Source organism: Olleya sp. UBA1516 (genome assembly GCF_002323495.1).
Lineage (GTDB): Bacteria > Bacteroidota > Bacteroidia > Flavobacteriales > Flavobacteriaceae > Olleya.
The window spans coordinates 79,378-98,113 of the sequence record NZ_DCQO01000019.1 but is presented as its reverse complement, the minus strand read 5'-3'; the positions used below and the strand labels follow the sequence as shown (position 1 = coordinate 98,113).

Genomic DNA, 18,736 nt, shown 5'->3' with positions numbered 1-18,736 from the left:
TTATAACTTGCTCCCCCTCTTAGGCTCGAACTAAGTACCCTCTGATTAACAGTCAGATGCTCTAGCCAACTGAGCTAAGGAGGAGTGTTTTTCGCTATTGCGAGTGCAAATATAAAACGTTTTTTGACTTCTGCAAAACAAAAATTAATTTTTTTTAATTAAATATTGCTTTAAAGATATCATTACCGTTTGCAAACAGCACTAAAGCAATCAAAATGAAGAATCCAACTAGCTGTGCTTTCTCTAAAAACTTTTCACTTGGCTTACGTCCAGAAATCATTTCGTATAATAAAAACATAACATGTCCTCCATCTAAAGCCGGAATTGGAAGTAAATTAAGCACACCTAACATAATTGATAAAAATGCTGTTAAACCCCAAAAGTCTGGCCAGCTCCAAGTACTTGGAAACACATCGTAAATAGCTTTAAAGCCTCCTACACCTTTATATGCTCCTGTGCTTGGATTAAAAATAGCTTTTAATTGTCCAAAATATGAGACGATCTGACTTTTAAATTTTGTAGCTCCTACTCCAAAACTTTCAAAAAACCCATATTCTTGTCTTACTATATCATAATATCCTAGGGACTGCAACTCTTTAGCACTTGCAGACGTGATTATATCTAATTTACCTTTATCGTCAACGATTAGTTCTCTACCAACAGTCATATTTCCTCTTCTAAAAATAGCGCTTATCGTTTGACCTTTGTTAGCTTCTAAAATTGGCTCTATTTGGTCATAAAACTCTGCAGGCTGACCATTTAAAGCATACATTATGTCTCCAGTTTTAATATCTACATTTTTATTTAACGAGGTATCTAAAACTTTATTGACAATAAAAGGTTTACGCATCCCAAACAAGCTTCTATCCTTACTTGAAGACAATTGACCTAAAAAGTCTACAGGAAGATCTATTGTGTTAGTAACGCCTTCTCTTTTATAAGTCACGCTGTTTGCTCCAATTATATTTTTGCTAATGTCAGATCTATTAATGATGTCAACATCGTCTACCTTTATAATTTGATCACCTGTTTTAAAGCCTAAATCTGTTAATAATGGATTTTCAATTAAAAAACCACCTTTAATACTAGAGGCAGCTATATCTGTATCTCCATATGCAAAAGACCCAATAATATAAATTACCAATGCCAAAACAAAGTTTACAAAAACACCACCTAACATTATAATTAATCGTTGCCAAGCTGGTTTAGATCTAAATTCCCATGGTTGAGGTGGTAAAGCCATTTGTTCTTTATCCATACTCTCATCAATCATTCCTGCAATCTTAACGTAACCTCCTAAAGGTAACCAACCAATTCCGTAAACGGTTTCTCCAATTTTCTTTTTAAATAACGAGTATTTTACATCAAAAAATAAGTAGAATTTTTCAACTCTAGTTTTAAATAATTTAGCAGGAATAAAATGTCCTAATTCGTGTAAAACAATTAATAATGACAGACTTAACAAAAACTGTCCGATTTTTATAATAAACTCCATGTAGTGTTTCTATTCTTTTTAATAATCGCCAAAAGTAAGTATTTACACTTAGTTTAAAAAGCAATAGCTTTAATGGTTTTAAGAATTAACAAATTTTATGAGTAATGTCATGGGACTTGCTAAACTTTTCATCGTATTTTTGTATAATAAAATTAAAACCTACAAAATGCTTTCTTTTTTCAAGGATTATAAGTTGTTTGCTATTGTTTTTGGTATAATTTCAATAATAATAATTTCTATTTTTTACAATATTCTAAAAGTAGAAAAGCCTTTACCAATTTATCAACCAGCAATGGTTAATACTGAGTTGGTTGATAGCACAATCCAACATCAAATTAATTATCATAAAATAGCCGACTTTAGTTTAACTAATCAAAACGGTAAAACAATTACTCAAGCAGATTATAAAGATAAAATTTACGTAGCAGATTTCTTTTTTACTACTTGTCAAACCATTTGTCCAATAATGACTGACAATATGGAAAAAATCCAGAAAGAGATTATTAATGATGATGATGTTATGTTACTATCCCATTCTGTTACTCCAGAGATTGATACCGTTGAGCAATTAAAAAGCTACGCTATAAAAAAAGGAGTTAATGATAAAAAATGGAATTTAGTAACTGGAGATAAAGGTGAAATATATAGACTAGCAAGAAAAAGCTATTTAGCAGTAAAAGACGACGGAATGCCTGATGATTATGGGATGGTCCATACTGAAAACTTTATGCTAATTGATAAAAAAGGTCAAATTAGAGGGTATTATGATGGTACCAAAACAGAAGATATTACTACACTTTTAAACGATATTAAAAAGTTAAAAAAGGAATACGAAGAGTAGTTTTTAGCTTTCAATTTTTTTAAGCTGAAATTTTGCCATACTTTTGCTTCTTTAAAATCAATCTAAATAAGCTTGAACCATACATTAGACACATTAAAAAGAGGAGAACGCGCTATAATTATAGACGTGTCTTCACATTTGATACCATTAAAACTCCTAGAAATGGGTTGTTTACCAGGCAATAGTGTAGAACTGGTTCAGGTCGCTCCATTTGCAGACCCATTGTACCTAAATATAAATGGAAGTCATTTAGCCATCAGAAAAGAAACCGCTATTCATATCATTATCGAAAAAGAAGTTTAATGAGTAAGCAAATCAACATTGCCTTAATTGGTAATCCAAATACTGGAAAAACATCTGTTTTTAACGCCTTAACGGGTTTAAACCAAAAGGTAGGAAACTATCCTGGAATAACCGTTGAGAAAAAAGAAGGGATTTGCAAATTACCTAGAGGTGTTAAAGCACACATCATTGACCTTCCTGGTACATATAGCCTAAACGCGTCGTCTCTAGACGAAAACGTAGTTATAGAATTATTACTAAACAAAAACGATAAAGATTTTCCGGATGTTGCAGTCGTAGTTAGTGATGTTGAAAACTTAAAACGAAACCTACTACTTTTTACACAAATAAAAGATTTAGAGATCCCTACAATCCTAGTCATTAATATGGCTGACAGGATGAAATACAAAGGAATTTCATTGGATATTGAACATTTAGAAAAAGAATTACAAACTAAAATAGCGGTTATTAGTACCAGAAAAAATGAAGGTATAGATAACTTAAAACAGTTAATTTCTAATTATAAAGAACTATCAACTACGCCTTGCTTAAATGCATCGGAAATAGATAAAGAATATTTTGACAAATTAAGAAAAGCCTTCCCTAACCAATTACTTTACAAATTATGGTTAGTAATTACCCAAGATGTCAATTTTGGTAAGATGGATCGTAATGAAGTCGAAGCTATTGCTAGTTTTAAAACTAAATCTAAAAGTGACTTAAAACGTTTACAACAAAAAGAAACCATTAAGCGCTATCAATTTATAAATAACACGCTTAAAAAAGGACAAACCATAGATGCTAGTCAAGCTAAGGATTTACGCACTAAATTTGATCGCATACTTACGCACAAGGTTTGGGGTTATGTTATTTTCTTTTTTATACTACTAACTATTTTTCAAGCCATTTATGACTGGTCAACAGTACCAATGGACTTTATTGATAGCGTGTTTGCAAGTCTAAGTGATTGGGTTAAAAACACACTTCCTGAAGGTGCTTTTACTAATTTATTAGCCGAAGGTATCATATCTGGTTTAGGAGGAATAGTTATATTTATTCCTCAAATAGCCTTTTTATTCTTGTTTATAGCAATTTTAGAAGAAACCGGTTATATGAGTCGCGTTGTCTTTTTAATGGACAGAATTATGCGTCGTTTTGGTTTAAGCGGAAAAAGTATTGTGCCTTTAATTTCAGGAACTGCATGTGCTATTCCTGCTATTATGGCTACCAGAAATATTGAAAGTTGGAAAGAACGATTGATTACTATTTTAGTGACGCCTTTTACAACATGCTCTGCAAGATTACCTGTATACTTAATTATAATAGCATTAGTTATTCCGGAAGGACGTTTTCTAGGGTTAAGTTACCAAGCTTTAACCTTAATGTTATTGTATTTACTAGGTTTTGGAGCTGCTGTTATTTCGGCATATATTTTAAATAAAGTATTAAAAATAAAAAGTAAAACGTTTTTTGTGGTTGAAATGCCAAACTACAAATTACCATTATTTAAAAACGTTGCGCTTACAGTTTTAGAAAAAACAAAATCGTTTGTCTTTGGAGCTGGAAAAATAATACTAGCAATTTCAATTATACTTTGGTTTTTAGCATCTTATGGTCCAGGAGAACAATTTAATAATGCAGAAAATATTGTTACTACAGAGTATGCTGCTCAAAATTTAAATGAAGAAGAACTTAATCAAAAAATCGCTTCTCACAAACTAGAGCATTCGTTTATTGGTATTGCAGGACATGCTATTGAACCCATAATTAGACCATTAGGTTACGATTGGAAAATAGGAATTGCAATAGTTAGTAGTTTTGCTGCAAGAGAAGTTTTTGTTGGTACTTTAGCAACCATTTATAGTGTTGGTAACGATGATGAAGACACTATTAAAAACCGAATGGCAGGTGAGGTTAATCCAATACTAGGAGGCCCTTTATTTAATTTTGCTTCAGGTATTTCATTATTACTTTTTTATGCTTTTGCAATGCAATGCATGAGTACTTTGGCAGTTGTTAAAAAGGAAACTAATACCTGGAAATGGCCAACGTTGCAATTGGTAATTATGACAGCAATTGCATACATATCTGCATTAATAGCTTATCAATTTTTAAAATAAAATTATGAACGCAATTATCCAAAACATACTGGTATTTATCACGCTAGGGTTTGCTTTATTTTTTCTTTATAAAAAATATTTCGTTAAAACGAAATCTAAAAAAGCCTGCGGAACTGACGACTGTGGTTGTCACTAGCAATAAATAGTATTAACACAACTATACCTCTTTTAAAAACAAGTTTTTAGCTACGTTTTGAGAGACCATTAACTCATGCTCTCCAAACTTAATTTTAACTGAGTTATCGTAAGGCTCTTTTTGGACAACAACAATCTTAGTTCCTAAAGCTATTTTATTACCATCTAAATATTTTAAAAACGCTGAAGAAGTATCATCCACACCTACACATTTATAAGTCTTTCCTATAATGGCTTGTGATAACATGATTTTTTCGATGTGTTTAAAATTTCCATGTTTATCCGGAATTGGATCTCCATGTGGATCATGATTAGGATACTCTAAAAAAGCATCTAATTCATCAATCAATTTTTCTGATCTGATATGTTCTAAATGCTCAGCAACTTCATGGACTTCATCCCAAGTAAAATTTAATTTTTCTACTAAAAACACTTCCCAAAGTCTATGCTTTCTAATAATATTAATAGCAACGGATTGACCTTTTTCGGTTAAATTAACACCTTGATACTTTACATAGTTAGCATATCCTTTTTCAGATAATTTTTTAAGCATATCAGAAACCGAAGACGCTTTAGTCTGTATAGATTCTGATATAGCATTAGTACTAACAACCTCTGCACCTTGCTTACCTAAGTGATAAATTGCTTTAATATAATTTTCTTCTGTAAGTGTAATCATAAACCTTATATGGATATAAGACAAATATAAGAATTAAATAAAACAAATAATAAATTTAGACTAATCTAAATTTATTATTACATTTGTAAAAAAAATATTTTAAGACATGAAGTATCTAATTACAATTATGTTTTGTTTTTCAGCTTACAGTCAAGCCCAAAATGCTTTTGAAATATCAGGTGTAGTTACCTCAAACGGACTACCACTACCCTTTGCAAACGTTTATCTTCAAGGCACAACAAAAGGAACTACAACATCAAGTAATGGATCCTTTACTATCCAAAATATAACAGAAGGACAATACACACTTACCGCTTCATATACTGGATTTAATACCTTTAAAAAAAGAATTGAGGTTATAGATGATTTAAAAATAAATTTTGAATTAACCCAAAATCAATCGTTAGATGAAGTCGTTGTTACCGGAACTTTAAAAGCAGTTAATAGATTAGAAAGTCCTGTTCCTGTTGAAGTATATACTAGCGAATTTTTAAAAAAGAATCCTACTCCAAATATTTTTGAAGCGCTTCAAAATGTAAACGGAGTGAGACCTCAACTAAACTGTAATGTATGCAATACTGGAGACATCCACATAAATGGTTTAGAAGGTCCTTACACTTTAGTTTTAATAGACGGAATGCCAATTGTTAGTGGTTTATCTACGGTTTATGGCTTGTCAGGAATTCCAAATTCATTAATAGATCAAATCGAAATTGTAAAAGGTCCTGCTTCGTCTTTGTATGGTAGCGAAGCTGTTGGTGGACTAATAAATGTCATTACTAAACATCCTGACAATGCACCACTGTTTTTTGCAGACAGTAATGTTAGTGGTTGGGGAGAAATAAACACAGATGTTGGCTTTAAAACTAATGTTGGGAAAAACACAAGTGTTTTGGTAGGCGTCAATTATTTTAACTATAGTAATCCAATTGATAATAACAACGACAATTTTACAGACTTAACATTACAGGATCGTATTTCTGTTTTTCAAAAATGGAATTTTAAACGTAAAAACAATAAAAAACTATCTATAGCTGGTCGCTTTTTTTATGAAGATCGTTGGGGAGGAGAACTACAATGGAACAAAAATTATAGAAGAGGAAATGAAGTCTACGGAGAAAGCATTTATACAACTAGGTATGAACTTCTAGGTGAATACCAACTTCCTGTAAAAGAAAACATGAATTTTCAATTTTCATATTCAGATCATGACCAAAATTCAGTGTATGGTGACACACCATACTTAGCACAACAACGTATTGCTTTTGGACAATTAACTTGGGACAAACCAACAAAAAACAATGATTTATTATTTGGTGTAACAGGACGTTACAATTACTACAATGACAACACAACAGCAACTATTGAGGCTGACAAGATATTTATTCCTTCAATATTTATTCAAGATGAAATAACATTAACAGAAAAACAAAAACTATTGTTAGGACTTAGGTATGACTATGATAAAAGACATGGTTCTATAGTAACACCAAGGTTAGCTTACAGATACAAACCAACAAACAATGATATATTTAGGATTAATGCAGGTACAGGGTTTAGGGTTGTCAATTTATTTACAGAAGAGCATGCTGCATTAACAGGATCAAGAGAGGTTGTTATTGAAGAAACTTTAAATCCGGAACAATCGTATAACATCAACCTTAACTATCTAAAAAAAATATATACAACAAAAGGCATGATTTTTACTGTGGATGCGTCCTTGTGGTACACACATTTTACAAATGCAATTATACCAGATTATGACACAAATCCTAATCAAATAATTTATGATAATTTAGACGGTTATTCTACATCAACAGGAGCAAGTTTAAATGTTGATGCTATTTTTGGTAGTGGTATAAGAGGAAGTTTGGGTGTTACTTTCCAAGATGTAAATCAAACTGAAAATGACATAACAACCAGACAAATTTTAACCGAAAAATTCACAGGTACCTGGTCTTTTTCATATAAAAACTACCCAACAAATTTAACCTTTGACTACACAGGAAACATTTATGGACCAATGCGCTTACCCTTATTAAGCGATCTAGATCCTAGACAAGAATATTCTCCTACGTGGAGTATTCAAAACATTCAAGCAACCTACGATGGACTTGAAAATTTTGAAATTTATGGTGGCATTAAAAACTTACTAAATTGGACACCAAATAACGGTAACCCTTTTATCATTGCCAGAGCAGATGATCCTTTTGATAATAATGTACAATTTGATGCGCAAGGTAACGCACAAGCAACACCAGACAACCCTTATGGATTAACATTTGACCCTTCATATGTATATGGACCAAACCAAGGCAGACGAGTTTTCCTAGGTATAAGGTATACATTAAACTAATTGTTTGTACTTTAGTACTTTCGTAATAAATATTTAGACCAATGAAAAAATTAATACTTCTTTCCATAATAACCTTAGTTTTTTTTAGCTGTAATGACACTACAAAAGATAACGGGAAGTTAAATATTGTGACTACAACCACAATGATTACTGATTTAGTAAAAAATATTGGTAAAGACAGTATAAATGTTAATGGTTTAATGGGAAGTGGTGTGGATCCACACTTATACAAAGCAAGCGAAGGTGATGTATCCAAACTTGTAAATGCAGATATCATTTTTTACAATGGATTACACCTAGAAGGAAAGCTTGTAGAAGTCTTTGAAAAAATGGGAAACACAACCAAAACACCTATTGCTTTAGGAGAAGACATTGACAAAAAAACATTGATAGGCTCAGATTATTTTGCTTCTAATTACGATCCACACGTTTGGTTCAATATTGAATATTTTAAGCAATTTGCTCAAAAAGTTACCGCTGTTTTAATCGAAAAAGATTCAAAAAACTCAAAATACTATAAGGCAAATGAAGATGAATACATAGCAAAGCTAAATACACTTCAAAAAACAATTACATCAAAAATTGAAACACTTCCAAAAGACAAACGCATATTAGTGACAGCACATGATGCTTTTAATTATTTCGGAAAAAATTACGGATTTGAAGTCGTAGGTTTACAAGGTTTATCTACAGCAACTGAAGCTGGTGTAAAAGATGTTCAAAATTTAGCTAATTTTATAATTGAAAAACAACTGAAGGCCATTTTTATTGAAAGCTCTGTACCAAAACGCACCATTGAAGCGCTACAAAAAGCAGTAAACTCAAAAGGACATAATGTACAAATTGGAGGCACATTATATTCTGATGCTTTAGGAAGCGCAGGAACTATTGAAGGCACCTATATTGGTATGTTTGAATACAATGTTAACACTATTGTTAATGCTTTGAAGTAAATTAGTATAAACAATAGTTATTTCAAATAATGAGATCCTGAAACAAGTTCAGAATGACGCGACACTAACTAAAATAGGTTTGCTGTAACTATATTTTTTGATTCGTTTTTTTTTAATAAAAATGAATATATTTTTAATTTAGTAAAACTCCCAATGACTTGGGAAATAGTTATGAAACAAAAAATAGCAGTAAAAGTAGACGACCTAACAGTAGCATACAACTACAAACCAGTACTTTGGGATATTGATTTAGAAATCCCCGAAGGTGTCCTTATGGCAATTGTTGGACCAAACGGAGCAGGAAAATCAACACTAATAAAATCTATTTTAGGCATATTAAAACCCATAGCTGGTAGTGTAACTATTTACGACAAACCATATGATAAGCAACGAAAACTAGTCGCTTACGTACCACAAAAAGGAAGTGTAGATTGGGATTTTCCAACCACAGCTTTAGATGTTGTGACTATGGGTACTTATGGAAGTTTAGGATGGATAAAACGACCAGGACAAAAAGAAAAGAAAGCCGCATTAGAAGCCTTAGAAAAAGTAGGTATGTTACCCTTTAAAGGTAGACAAATTAGCCAATTGTCTGGAGGACAACAACAGCGTATATTTTTAGCTAGAGCATTGGTTCAAAATGCATCTATTTATTTTATGGACGAACCTTTTCAAGGTGTAGATGCAACTACAGAAATTGCTATTATTAATATTTTAAAAGAATTACGAAAAGCCGGAAAAACAGTTATTGTAGTGCATCACGATTTACAAACCGTTCCAGAATATTTTGATTGGGTTACTTTTTTAAATGTGAAGAAAATAGCAACAGGACCGGTTAAAGACATCTTTAATGATGACAACTTAACCAAGACTTATGGTATTAATTATAAAGTAAGTATTCAGGAATAATGGATTTACAAGAATATTTTTCTTTGGTTTTTAGTGACTACACCTTAAGGACCATCACACTAGGAACTGCTATTTTAGGAGCAGTAACCGGTATGCTTGGAAGCTTTGCAGTGCTACGAAAACAAAGTTTACTTGGGGACGCTATATCACATGCTGCTTTACCAGGAATTGCAATTGCATTTTTAATTACAGGTGCAAAAGACAGTAATACATTACTTTTAGGAGCCTTAGTAAGCGGATTAATTGGAACCTTTTGGATTAGAGGTATTGTAAAAAAAACACATCTAAAAAGTGATACCGCTTTAGGATTAATATTATCTCTGTTTTTTGGGTTTGGTATGTTATTACTGACATTTATTCAAAAACAACCCAATGCTAATCAAGCAGGTTTAGATAAATATTTATTTGGTCAAGCTGCAACTTTAGTTGAAAGCGACGTTTGGCTAATGGCTATAGTTACAGCATTATGCCTATTTGTATTGTTGTTATTTTGGAAAGAATTTAAAATCTTACTCTTTGATGCTGATTACACTAAAACTTTAGGTTTTAACACTAAAGTCATCGACATTTTAATTACCAGCTTTATAGTCTTAGCCATAGTTTTAGGACTACAAACAGTTGGTGTTGTTTTAATGAGCGCCATGTTACTGGCTCCTGCTGCTGCTGCAAGACAATGGACTAACAGTTTATCAAAAATGGTGCTTTTAGCAGCTATATTCGGAGCGTTTTCTGGAGTTTTTGGAACAGCTATAAGTGCTAGTCAAACTAATCTATCTACAGGACCTGTTATTGTATTAGTCGCTGCTGTGTTTGTAGTAATCTCGTTTGTATTTTCCCCAAGTCGAGGTTTATTATTTAAACAAATTAGATTTATAAAAAATAGACGCGATTTAGAGCTTCATAAAACCTTGGCCTTTATGTATCATATTGCTGAAACACACGAAAATATTTCGCATCCACATACCGTAAAGCTTCTTAATAATTTTCAAGGGTTTACACGTAAAACACTACAAAAATTAGTAGAAAAAAATTATGTTACTTTGGATGGAAACATGTGGAGTTTGACAAAAATAGGGTTTGATACTGCTTCCAACCTTTATACAAAACAAACTACAGAAGATGAATAGTGCTCAAATAGAAATACAATTAATTGCTAGTTTAGTCGCAATTGCATGTGCTATTCCTGGTACCTTTTTAGTACTACGTAAAATGGCAATGATAAGCGATGCAATAAGCCATTCCATCTTACCAGGAATTGTAGTTGGTTTTTTTATTACGCAAGATTTAAATTCGCCATTACTAATTGTATTAGCTGCATTAACAGGTGTAATCACAGTAGTATTAGTAGAATATATCCAAAAAACAGGTTTAGTAAAAGAAGATACAGCAATAGGATTAGTGTTTCCTGCATTATTTAGTATTGGTGTTATATTAATCGCTAAAAATGCTAATGATGTCCACTTAGATGTTGATGCTGTTTTGGTAGGCGAATTGGCTTTGGCTCCTTTTGATAGGCTAATCGTTTCAGGTGTGGATATTGGCCCAAAATCGTTGTGGATTATTGGCATAATATTGCTAATTACAATTACGCTTTTGATTGCCTTTTTTAAAGAATTAAAAGTAAGCACCTTTGATAAAGGTTTAGCTGCTTCATTAGGCTTCTCTCCTGCAATTATACATTATGGATTAATGACAGTGTCTTCCGTTACAACGGTTGGTGCTTTTGATGCTGTTGGAGCCATTTTAGTTGTAGCATTAATGATTGCGCCTGCTGCAACCGCTTATTTACTAACTACCAACTTAAAAAAGATGCTAGCTTTAGCTGTGTTTTTTGGAGTATTTAGTGCTATTTCTGGTTATTGGTTAGCGCATTTATTAGACGCATCCATTGCAGGATCTATTACCACAATGTTAGGCTTATTGTTTTTAGCTGTGTACTTATTTGCACCTAGCAAAGGTGTAATTGCAGTTATGTATCGCGAAAAACAACAACGCACAGAAGTTAGCCTATTGACCTTTTTACTACATTTAAAAAACCATAATGAGGTTGAAGAACGTCACGTAAACCACTTAAGAGAACATATAAATTGGCAAAAAGTAAGAGCCAAAACGGTATTAGAATTGGCTCTTAAAAATAATATGATTGTTGTTAATAATGATATTGTATCATTGACTAAAAAGGGAGACACCTTTACCTCCAAAGCAATTGATTATATTATCACTAATAAAGATGCGCAGATAGAAGATATGAAGGACGATTTCTTTTTGTTTAGAGGATAAAGTCATTGCGAGGTACGAAGCAATCTGCTTGTCGTGAACTATATTCTTAGACTGCTTCGTACCTCGCAATGACACTTGCACCTCGCCAATAGGCGCTAATTAAAATCATTATTCAATTTTTGTAATTCAGATTTCAGCTGGTCTAAACTCACTGCTTTAAAATCAAATTTAAGCTCTGAAATTTCTTTAGTTGTAGCGTTTGTAATCCCTAAAAACAAATGACCCTCAATCATCTTTATCGCAACTATAACAACCTCTTCATTTAAAGCTACAGTACCAAAATCGTAAACACCATTAACCCTTCTACTTGGTAAAATAGAATTGTAAGATTTAAACACTATTTTGACATCTGCTCCGTTTGCATCCTTTATTTTTAGTTTAAATTTTATAGCATCTTTATTACTTCTAATAAAATGATCACAATTAATCCAACCTAATTTTGAACCATAAAAAGCATATCTAGACACATCATTAGCTGTTATAGTACCAACTAATCCTGTGGTCGTGGAATCTTTGTTTTGTAATCGCTCTTCAAATTTTTTCTCAAAAGACGTTTTATCCTTTATAGTAATAACACTTGGATTATTTTTTGTGCTACCATCAATATTAAAATTAATTGGTAAGCTATAAGGTACAATTACTGTGTAATCACGTTGCTTCCCTGGTTTTAGTTTTGGTATCAATTTTAAAACTCTAATAGCCTCTTTAGCCAATAAAGTATGCGCTGCAGAAGCCTGAATATCAACAACCTCTCCTTCTTTATCAATTTTAAACGATGTTGAAATTTTATGTTTTCCAGTTAGCTTTAAATCTTCAGCTATACTAGCATTAAAGTTTTTGGCTATTAGATTTGAAAGCGCTTGATCAAAACATTGTTTTTTCGCTGTGTTTGTACCATTTTCACATCCAGGAAACACAGGAACTTCTTCTACATATTGAATCGGTACTTCCACGTCTTCTTCTTCAATTAAAACCATTTCAGAAGTAGTTAAAACAGCATTACTTTTATGTGTGATATTATCTAAAGTCCAATTAACGCCATCTTTAATTTCTTCACCTAAAAAAAGCTGCATATCTTTTTTCTTACTTGCTTCTGAAGAGAATATATATTCAATACTGCTTCCAGGTTTTAACTGTAATTGTTTATTATCTTTTAATGCTTTTATTAACAGCATTCCTCCTGTTTCCAATTGTTTGCCATCAGATTTAGTAGTTAGATTGGCTAGCAACATATCTGATAATTTATAATACTCTGTAACTTCTATATTAACCTTTCCTCTAGCTAATTTCCCGTTTACATCAATAAAACATTTTGCTGGAATGATTAAAACTGTACCTTCCTTAAACGTTATTGTTGTTTCTTTTTCGTTATTAATCGTTTTTGTTTCCGGTTGTTTTTTTACTGAATTGTAAAATGATGATAACTCGTCGTTAATGAGTTTTGTTTCAGTAATTTTTTCAAGTTTTTTAGTACTTGAATTTACAATGGTTTCAGTAGATCCAAATTTTCTTTCATCTTTTTGAATATTTATAATAATTGAATCGTTTTTTGGAATTATATGCTTATAAGTTGGAAAGTTTTCTTTAAATTCTTGTTGAGTATAAGATCCTATTTTTTCAATTATAATAGTATCCTTTACAACTGTTATTCCTCCATAAAGATTAGTTAAACTATCTACTTCTACTTGTTTTACTATTCTTTTTACAACTACAAATTTCTTTTTTGAACTATCAATTTCTTTTAAGGTTTCTACTTTATCAATACTTGATATTGAATCAATATTAGTTTCAATTAAATTTTGATTTTTATGGTCAAAATCTTGAGTTGTTTCTGTTTTTAAAAGCAAGTTATAAGCTAAGATTAAAACTAAAGCAACAACACTTATTAAGCCAATAATTTTAATCCATTTTAGTTTAATATAACTGGTTTTTGCAGACGCAATTTCAGCTTTAAGTTGTGTGCGTTTTATACCTTCTAAGGCTATTAAATGCTCTTGGTAAATTGCATTAAATTCCGCATTAGTTTTAAGTTTGTTTTCAAAAGCTAAAATCTCTGTATTTGATAATTCTTTATTTAAATATTGATTGATTAAATCTATATGTTGTGTGTGATTTTCCATGTCTGAGCCGAATTAAGATTGATAATTTTTATGAAAGATGTCTTTTGCTTTTTTCAAGCATTTATACTTCTGGTTTTTAGCAATTTTTTCTGATTTAAATTGCATTGTAACTGCTATCTCTTTAAAAGGAATTCTTTTTAAATAAAATAGCTGAAGTAATTGCTGACATCGTTCTCCTAATTCGCGAAAAGCGTTCTCGGCAAAGCGATATTTTTTTTCTTCTAATACATGTTGAAATATTGAGACTTCGTTATCTTTTAAATCATGAAGCTCTTGGGTAGAAAATTTGTTTTGCATATCCTTCCATACAAATCTAGATACGGAATATAAATAGGTGTAAAACGAAGCTGTTAATTTAAAATCAGACTGTTCTAAATTACGATTTAGGATTATTAATGCTTCCTGAAACACATCTTGTGCATCAGATTGTTTCCCACCTTTGGATAAGACTAGTTTTTCTATTCTAGGATATAAACTATACAGCTGTTTAAACGCTTTGTCGCGTTGACCTGTTTTAAAGAATTCTAATATTTTTTTATCATTCATAAAATATCTTTATTCTTTAATGGTCAAAACATAAAAAGGTCTCCTATAGTTTTATTAAAATCGTCTCTCCTCTTGTAAAAACTCGTAAGCTTTTTGGACTTGTTTAAACTTATCCTCTGCTCCTTTTCTATGCTCTTCTCCAAGATGCTCTACACGATCTGGATGGTATTTTTTAGCCATATTACGGTAAGCCTTTTTAATTTGATCTACTGTGGCTGTTTTGTCTATTTCTAAAATAGTATAAGCATTATTGCTACTGTTATAAAACATAGCTTTAATACTAGAATAGTCACGACTACTGATGCCTAAGTAGTTAGACATTCGGTTAATTTGATCCTCTTCATCATCGGTAACCATTCCGTCTGCTTTTGCAATTCCGAATAAAAAATGTAATAATTGCAAACGTGATGCATGATCCATCATCTGTTGGATTTGCCCACAGACATCTCTTGTAGACACGTTTTGATTACTTATATTTTTAAATAATTTAAAAGCCTTATTTGCACGATCTTTACCGTAAAGCTCAACAAATTTGTTACGCACAAAATCCAATTCGCGTTGGTCTTGAACACCATCTGCTTTTATAATTACAGACGCTAAGATTAGTAAACTAACCTCAAAATCTCCTGACGTTGTTTGCGCACGACGTTGTTGTTGGGTTCTGTAATTAGGCTGTGTTCTGTAATTTGGTTCTCTTTTTTGCTGTTTGTTTGGGTTACCATTTCCTAAAAGGTTTCCTTTTTCTGACATAGCATCTCCTAGACTACCAATTGCCAACCCTATAATTGCACCAATTGGACCACCTAATGTCCATCCTAAAGTTGCACCTATCCATTTTAATCCAGCCATAAATTTTGTTCTAATTTTTTAAAAAGTAAATATACTACTTTGTTGGTATACTTTTAATTGCTTTTGTTACTGTTGTTTGCTGTTTAGTGCGTTAAGGATGGAGCGGTCTGTCTGAGCTCCTCGCAGAGAGCGAGTAGCGATAGCCTGACCTTATGACACCATAAGTGTTATAAGGTAACGCCATAATAATTTTTGCATGGTTTTTGATTATCTTTGCATGAGATAGATTTATAAATAAAAAATTACAAGAATATGTATCCAGCAGAATTAGTAAAACCAATGCGTGAGGACTTAACTAACGTAGGTTTTGAAGAATTACATACAGCTGACGCAGTAAATACTGCAATTGCAAAAGAAGGGACAACTTTAGTGGTTGTAAATTCGGTTTGTGGTTGTGCAGCTGCTAACGCAAGACCAGGAGCAAGAATGAGTTTAGCAAATGACAAAAAACCTACACATATAGTAACGGTTTTTGCAGGTGTTGACAAAGAGGCTGTTGATCAAGCAAGAGCACACATGGTACCTTTTCCTCCAAGTTCACCAAGTATGGCTTTGTTTAAAGATGGAGAATTAGTACACATGCTAGAACGTCACCATATTGAAGGTAGACCAGCAGAATTAATTGCTGAAAACCTTATTGATGCTTATAACGAGCATTGTTAAGCCTTTTTTAAAGGACAACTTAAGCTAAGTATTACAGAAAAACCACGTTTTTTAAACGTGGTTTTTCTATTTTTGATAGATAGAATTTTTATTAGAAAATGAGAAAAATTATTGCCTATCCTTTATCTGTTATTTATTTCCTGTTTTTTGGGTTAACATTAGTTATTTTTCACCCAATACAATGGATATGTTTTAATGTTTTTGGATATAAAGCACATAAAAAAAGTGTGGATTACCTTCAGTTTTGTTTAATGCGATGCGTAAACCTATTAGGCTCAACACACAAATTTATAAACCCTTATCCTTTAGATAATTCTCAACCTGTTTTAATTGTCTCTAACCATCAAAGTATGGCAGACATACCTCCATTAATGTGGTATTTTAGAAAACACCATGTTAAATTTGTTAGTAAAAAAGAGTTAGGAAAAGGACTACCAAGTGTATCCTACAACTTGCGTCATGGTGGCTCTGTATTAATAGATCGTAAAAATCCTAGGCAAGCCATTGTGGCGATTAGGAAATTTGCAGATTATATAGAAACTACTAATCGTGCTGCTGTTATTTTTCCGGAAGGTACCAGAAGTCGTGATGGACAACCTAAACCTTTCCATACTAAAGGTTTAGAAACTTTAATAAAATATGTGCCAAGCGCAGTAATAATACCTGTAACTATTAATAATTCTTGGAAGAATTTACGCTACGGTAAATTCCCTATGGGAATAGGTAACAACATCACCTTTACAGCTCATAAACCTGTTAAACCTATTGATTTTGAAACTACTGAAGCCTTATTAAATCACATAGAAACTACCATTAAAAATAGCATAAAAATATAACGTTATGTCATCAAAAAATGTAAGATTAGAAGTCATGTCTTTTTTAGAAAAAGATATTGATGCTTTAATAGAAAAATATTTAATCCCTGTTGAAAAAATTTGGCAACCCTCAGATTTTTTACCAAACTCTGAAGGTCCTAACTTTTTTGAAGAAGTAAGAGAAATTAGAGAATTGTCTAAAGAATTGTCTTATGATTTTTGGGTGGTTTTAGTTGGTGATATGATTACAGAAGAAGCTTTACCAACTTACGAATCTTGGCTTATGGATATAGAAGGAGTAGAACAAGATGGTAAAAATGGTTGGGCAAAATGGATTAGACATTGGACAGGCGAAGAAAACCGTCATGGTGATGTTTTAAACAAATACCTATACCTTTCTGGTCGTGTTAATATGCGCGAGATAGAACAAACCACACAACACCTTATTGCAGATGGTTTTGATATTGGTACAGCTAGAGATCCTTATAAAAACTTTGTTTACACCAGTTTTCAAGAATTAGCAACTTATGTTTCACACAATCGTGTAGCAAAATTAGCCAAAGAAAAAGGTAATAAGCAATTAGCAAGAATGTGTAAAATAATTTCGGGAGACGAAATGAGACACCACCATGCTTATAGCGAGTTTGTTGAACGTATTTTTAAAGTAGACCCAAGTCAAATGATGCTAGCGTTTCAATACATGATGAAACAAAAAATTACAATGCCTGCTCACTTTTTAAGAGAATCTGGAGGTAAAATTAGCACTGTTTTTGACGAGTTTTCTAATACTGCACAACGTATAGGTGTTTACACATCTATGGACTATATAGACATTTTACAAAAATTAATTAAGCGTTGGGAAATTGACAAAATAACAGACCTTAACGACGACGCTGAAAAAGCACGTGATTACTTAATGAAACTTCCAGACCGAATGTTACGTTTGGCAGACCGAATTAAAATTCCAGAAAATTCTTATCAATTTAAATGGGTTGAACCAGCCAAACTATAGTTTATGTCTAACCAAGAGCTAATTGAAGCCACTAAAACCTTTGTAAAAGACACTTTAAAAGATGCCGAAGGTGGACACGATTGGTTTCATGTGGAGCGTGTCTATAAAAATGCACTACTAATAGCTAAAGGCGAAACCGTTGATCCATTAGTTGTAGCGCTTGGCGCTTTACTACATGACATTGCAGATAGTAAGTTTTATGATGGTGATAGTACCATTGGTCCAAAAGTCGCTGGTGCTTTTTTGTTAAAACACAACGTAGACTCGGCAACCATTAATCATGTTATTAAAATTATTGAAAACATTTCTTATAGTTCTAATATAGGCTTAGAAAACACATTTAGGTCCATCGAGTTGGACGTTGTGCAAGATGCTGACCGTTTGGATGCTTTAGGAGCTATTGGTATTGCGCGCACTTTTAATTATGGAGGCTTTAAAAACAGGACTATATATAATCCAGACATTAAGCCTAATTTAAATATGACTAAAGCAGAATATAAAACATCTAACGCTCCAACAATTAATCATTTTTACGAGAAATTACTACTTTTAAAAGATAAAATGAATACCACTACTGGTCATAAAATTGCTAAACAACGACACCAATATATGGTAGACTTTTTAAAACAATTTGATGCAGAATGGGAAGGTGAGAAATAAAAAAAAGGTTATTTTAAGTTA

At 32.1% G+C, this 18,736-nt stretch carries 17 protein-coding genes and 1 tRNA gene; 12 read left to right on the top strand and 6 right to left on the bottom strand.

Translation table 11 applies throughout. The features are described 5' to 3' along the window. Positions 1–10: 10 nt before the first annotated feature. A tRNA-Asn gene (locus B2989_RS12330) sits at positions 11–84 on the bottom strand. 70 nt (positions 85–154) lie between these two features. Next, positions 155–1,495 (bottom strand): RIP metalloprotease RseP, encoded by a 1,341-nt coding sequence (gene rseP, locus B2989_RS12325; RefSeq protein ID WP_292948850.1) that lies wholly within the window; start codon positions 1,493–1,495, stop codon positions 155–157. Between the two features lie 166 nt (positions 1,496–1,661). Between rseP and B2989_RS12320 the strand changes: the two genes are divergently transcribed. The 3 genes from B2989_RS12320 to feoB all read left to right on the top strand — a co-directional run bounded on the left by B2989_RS12320 (position 1,662) and on the right by feoB (position 4,738). Further along, positions 1,662–2,336, top strand: coding sequence for an SCO family protein (locus tag B2989_RS12320; protein ID WP_292948847.1), 675 nt, complete (start codon positions 1,662–1,664; stop codon positions 2,334–2,336). Between the two features lie 72 nt (positions 2,337–2,408). Continuing rightward, on the top strand, positions 2,409–2,639 hold the full coding sequence (locus B2989_RS12315) for a FeoA family protein (RefSeq protein ID WP_028282394.1): 231 nt from the start codon (positions 2,409–2,411) through the stop codon (positions 2,637–2,639). Further along, positions 2,639–4,738, top strand: a complete 2,100-nt coding sequence (gene feoB, locus B2989_RS12310; RefSeq protein WP_292948842.1) for a ferrous iron transport protein B — start codon at positions 2,639–2,641, stop codon at positions 4,736–4,738. Before B2989_RS12315 ends, feoB begins: the two co-directional genes overlap by 1 nt. Before the next feature lie 157 nt (positions 4,739–4,895). Here the strand turns inward: feoB and B2989_RS12300 are convergent, their stop codons facing one another. Then, complete coding sequence (locus B2989_RS12300) at positions 4,896–5,552, bottom strand: metal-dependent transcriptional regulator (protein ID WP_292948839.1); 657 nt, start codon at positions 5,550–5,552, stop codon at positions 4,896–4,898. A 106-nt stretch (positions 5,553–5,658) separates the two neighbouring features. Between B2989_RS12300 and B2989_RS12295 the strand changes: the two genes are divergently transcribed. From B2989_RS12295 to B2989_RS12275, 5 genes are all read left to right on the top strand, one after another. Further along, the gene (locus B2989_RS12295) at positions 5,659–7,908 is read left to right on the top strand and encodes a TonB-dependent receptor (protein ID WP_292948836.1); all 2,250 of its coding nucleotides are present in this window, start codon (positions 5,659–5,661) and stop codon (positions 7,906–7,908) included. 41 nt (positions 7,909–7,949) lie between these two features. Beyond that, positions 7,950–8,861 carry a metal ABC transporter solute-binding protein, Zn/Mn family gene (locus B2989_RS12290; protein ID WP_292948833.1) on the top strand — a complete coding sequence of 304 codons (912 nt, stop codon included), beginning with the start codon at positions 7,950–7,952 and terminating at the stop codon, positions 8,859–8,861. A gap of 171 nt (positions 8,862–9,032) precedes the next feature. Further along, the gene (locus tag B2989_RS12285; protein ID WP_218702029.1) at positions 9,033–9,770 is read left to right on the top strand and encodes a metal ABC transporter ATP-binding protein; all 738 of its coding nucleotides are present in this window, start codon (positions 9,033–9,035) and stop codon (positions 9,768–9,770) included. Then, positions 9,770–10,897 carry a metal ABC transporter permease gene (locus B2989_RS12280; RefSeq protein ID WP_292948830.1) on the top strand — a complete coding sequence of 376 codons (1,128 nt, stop codon included), beginning with the start codon at positions 9,770–9,772 and terminating at the stop codon, positions 10,895–10,897. Before B2989_RS12285 ends, B2989_RS12280 begins: the two co-directional genes overlap by 1 nt. Then, positions 10,890–12,050, top strand: a complete 1,161-nt coding sequence (locus tag B2989_RS12275) for a metal ABC transporter permease (RefSeq protein WP_292948827.1) — start codon at positions 10,890–10,892, stop codon at positions 12,048–12,050. The genes B2989_RS12280 and B2989_RS12275 overlap by 8 nt, the downstream gene beginning before the upstream one ends. A 95-nt stretch (positions 12,051–12,145) precedes the next feature. Here the strand turns inward: B2989_RS12275 and B2989_RS12270 are convergent, their stop codons facing one another. From B2989_RS12270 to B2989_RS12260, 3 genes are read right to left on the bottom strand one after another with little or no spacing between them, the layout of a single operon-like run. Next, complete coding sequence (locus B2989_RS12270; RefSeq protein ID WP_292948824.1) at positions 12,146–14,170, bottom strand: energy transducer TonB; 2,025 nt, start codon at positions 14,168–14,170, stop codon at positions 12,146–12,148. A gap of 12 nt (positions 14,171–14,182) precedes the next feature. Continuing rightward, positions 14,183–14,716: an RNA polymerase sigma factor gene (locus B2989_RS12265; protein ID WP_292948821.1), complete on the bottom strand. Its 534-nt coding sequence runs from the start codon at positions 14,714–14,716 to the stop codon at positions 14,183–14,185. A 54-nt stretch (positions 14,717–14,770) separates the two neighbouring features. Beyond that, positions 14,771–15,565, bottom strand: coding sequence for a TerB family tellurite resistance protein (locus B2989_RS12260; RefSeq protein ID WP_292948818.1), 795 nt, complete (start codon positions 15,563–15,565; stop codon positions 14,771–14,773). Between the two features lie 252 nt (positions 15,566–15,817). Here B2989_RS12260 and B2989_RS12255 point away from each other — a divergent pair, with 252 nt between their 5' ends. The 4 genes from B2989_RS12255 (at position 15,818) to B2989_RS12240 (ending at position 18,715) form a co-directional block, all read left to right on the top strand. After that, positions 15,818–16,228, top strand: a complete 411-nt coding sequence (locus B2989_RS12255) for a BrxA/BrxB family bacilliredoxin (protein ID WP_145004630.1) — start codon at positions 15,818–15,820, stop codon at positions 16,226–16,228. A gap of 98 nt (positions 16,229–16,326) precedes the next feature. After that, complete coding sequence (locus B2989_RS12250; protein WP_292948813.1) at positions 16,327–17,064, top strand: lysophospholipid acyltransferase family protein; 738 nt, start codon at positions 16,327–16,329, stop codon at positions 17,062–17,064. A gap of 4 nt (positions 17,065–17,068) precedes the next feature. After that, positions 17,069–18,055 (top strand): acyl-ACP desaturase, encoded by a 987-nt coding sequence (locus B2989_RS12245; RefSeq protein ID WP_292948810.1) that lies wholly within the window; start codon positions 17,069–17,071, stop codon positions 18,053–18,055. Between the two features lie 3 nt (positions 18,056–18,058). Next, complete coding sequence (locus tag B2989_RS12240) at positions 18,059–18,715, top strand: HD domain-containing protein (protein ID WP_292948807.1); 657 nt, start codon at positions 18,059–18,061, stop codon at positions 18,713–18,715. The last annotated feature ends 21 nt before the right edge of the window (positions 18,716–18,736 follow it).

Excerpts from the sequence above, each read along its gene's own strand:
- B2989_RS12265 (WP_292948821.1), bottom strand. The coding sequence starts at position 14,716 with ATGAATGATAAAAAAATATTAGAATTCTTTAAAACAGGTCAACGCGAC.
- B2989_RS12320 (WP_292948847.1), top strand. The coding sequence starts at position 1,662 with ATGCTTTCTTTTTTCAAGGATTATAAGTTGTTTGCTATTGTTTTTGGT.
- B2989_RS12270 (WP_292948824.1), bottom strand. The coding sequence starts at position 14,170 with ATGGAAAATCACACACAACATATAGATTTAATCAATCAATATTTAAAT.
- B2989_RS12250 (WP_292948813.1), top strand. The coding sequence starts at position 16,327 with ATGAGAAAAATTATTGCCTATCCTTTATCTGTTATTTATTTCCTGTTT.
- B2989_RS12295 (WP_292948836.1), top strand. The coding sequence starts at position 5,659 with ATGAAGTATCTAATTACAATTATGTTTTGTTTTTCAGCTTACAGTCAA.
- B2989_RS12255 (WP_145004630.1), top strand. The coding sequence starts at position 15,818 with ATGTATCCAGCAGAATTAGTAAAACCAATGCGTGAGGACTTAACTAAC.
- B2989_RS12300 (WP_292948839.1), bottom strand. The coding sequence starts at position 5,552 with ATGATTACACTTACAGAAGAAAATTATATTAAAGCAATTTATCACTTA.
- B2989_RS12240 (WP_292948807.1), top strand. The coding sequence starts at position 18,059 with ATGTCTAACCAAGAGCTAATTGAAGCCACTAAAACCTTTGTAAAAGAC.
- B2989_RS12245 (WP_292948810.1), top strand. The coding sequence starts at position 17,069 with ATGTCATCAAAAAATGTAAGATTAGAAGTCATGTCTTTTTTAGAAAAA.
- feoB (WP_292948842.1), top strand. The coding sequence starts at position 2,639 with ATGAGTAAGCAAATCAACATTGCCTTAATTGGTAATCCAAATACTGGA.
- B2989_RS12260 (WP_292948818.1), bottom strand. The coding sequence starts at position 15,565 with ATGGCTGGATTAAAATGGATAGGTGCAACTTTAGGATGGACATTAGGT.
- B2989_RS12280 (WP_292948830.1), top strand. The coding sequence starts at position 9,770 with ATGGATTTACAAGAATATTTTTCTTTGGTTTTTAGTGACTACACCTTA.
- rseP (WP_292948850.1), bottom strand. The coding sequence starts at position 1,495 with ATGGAGTTTATTATAAAAATCGGACAGTTTTTGTTAAGTCTGTCATTA.
- B2989_RS12275 (WP_292948827.1), top strand. The coding sequence starts at position 10,890 with ATGAATAGTGCTCAAATAGAAATACAATTAATTGCTAGTTTAGTCGCA.
- B2989_RS12290 (WP_292948833.1), top strand. The coding sequence starts at position 7,950 with ATGAAAAAATTAATACTTCTTTCCATAATAACCTTAGTTTTTTTTAGC.
- B2989_RS12285 (WP_218702029.1), top strand. The coding sequence starts at position 9,033 with ATGAAACAAAAAATAGCAGTAAAAGTAGACGACCTAACAGTAGCATAC.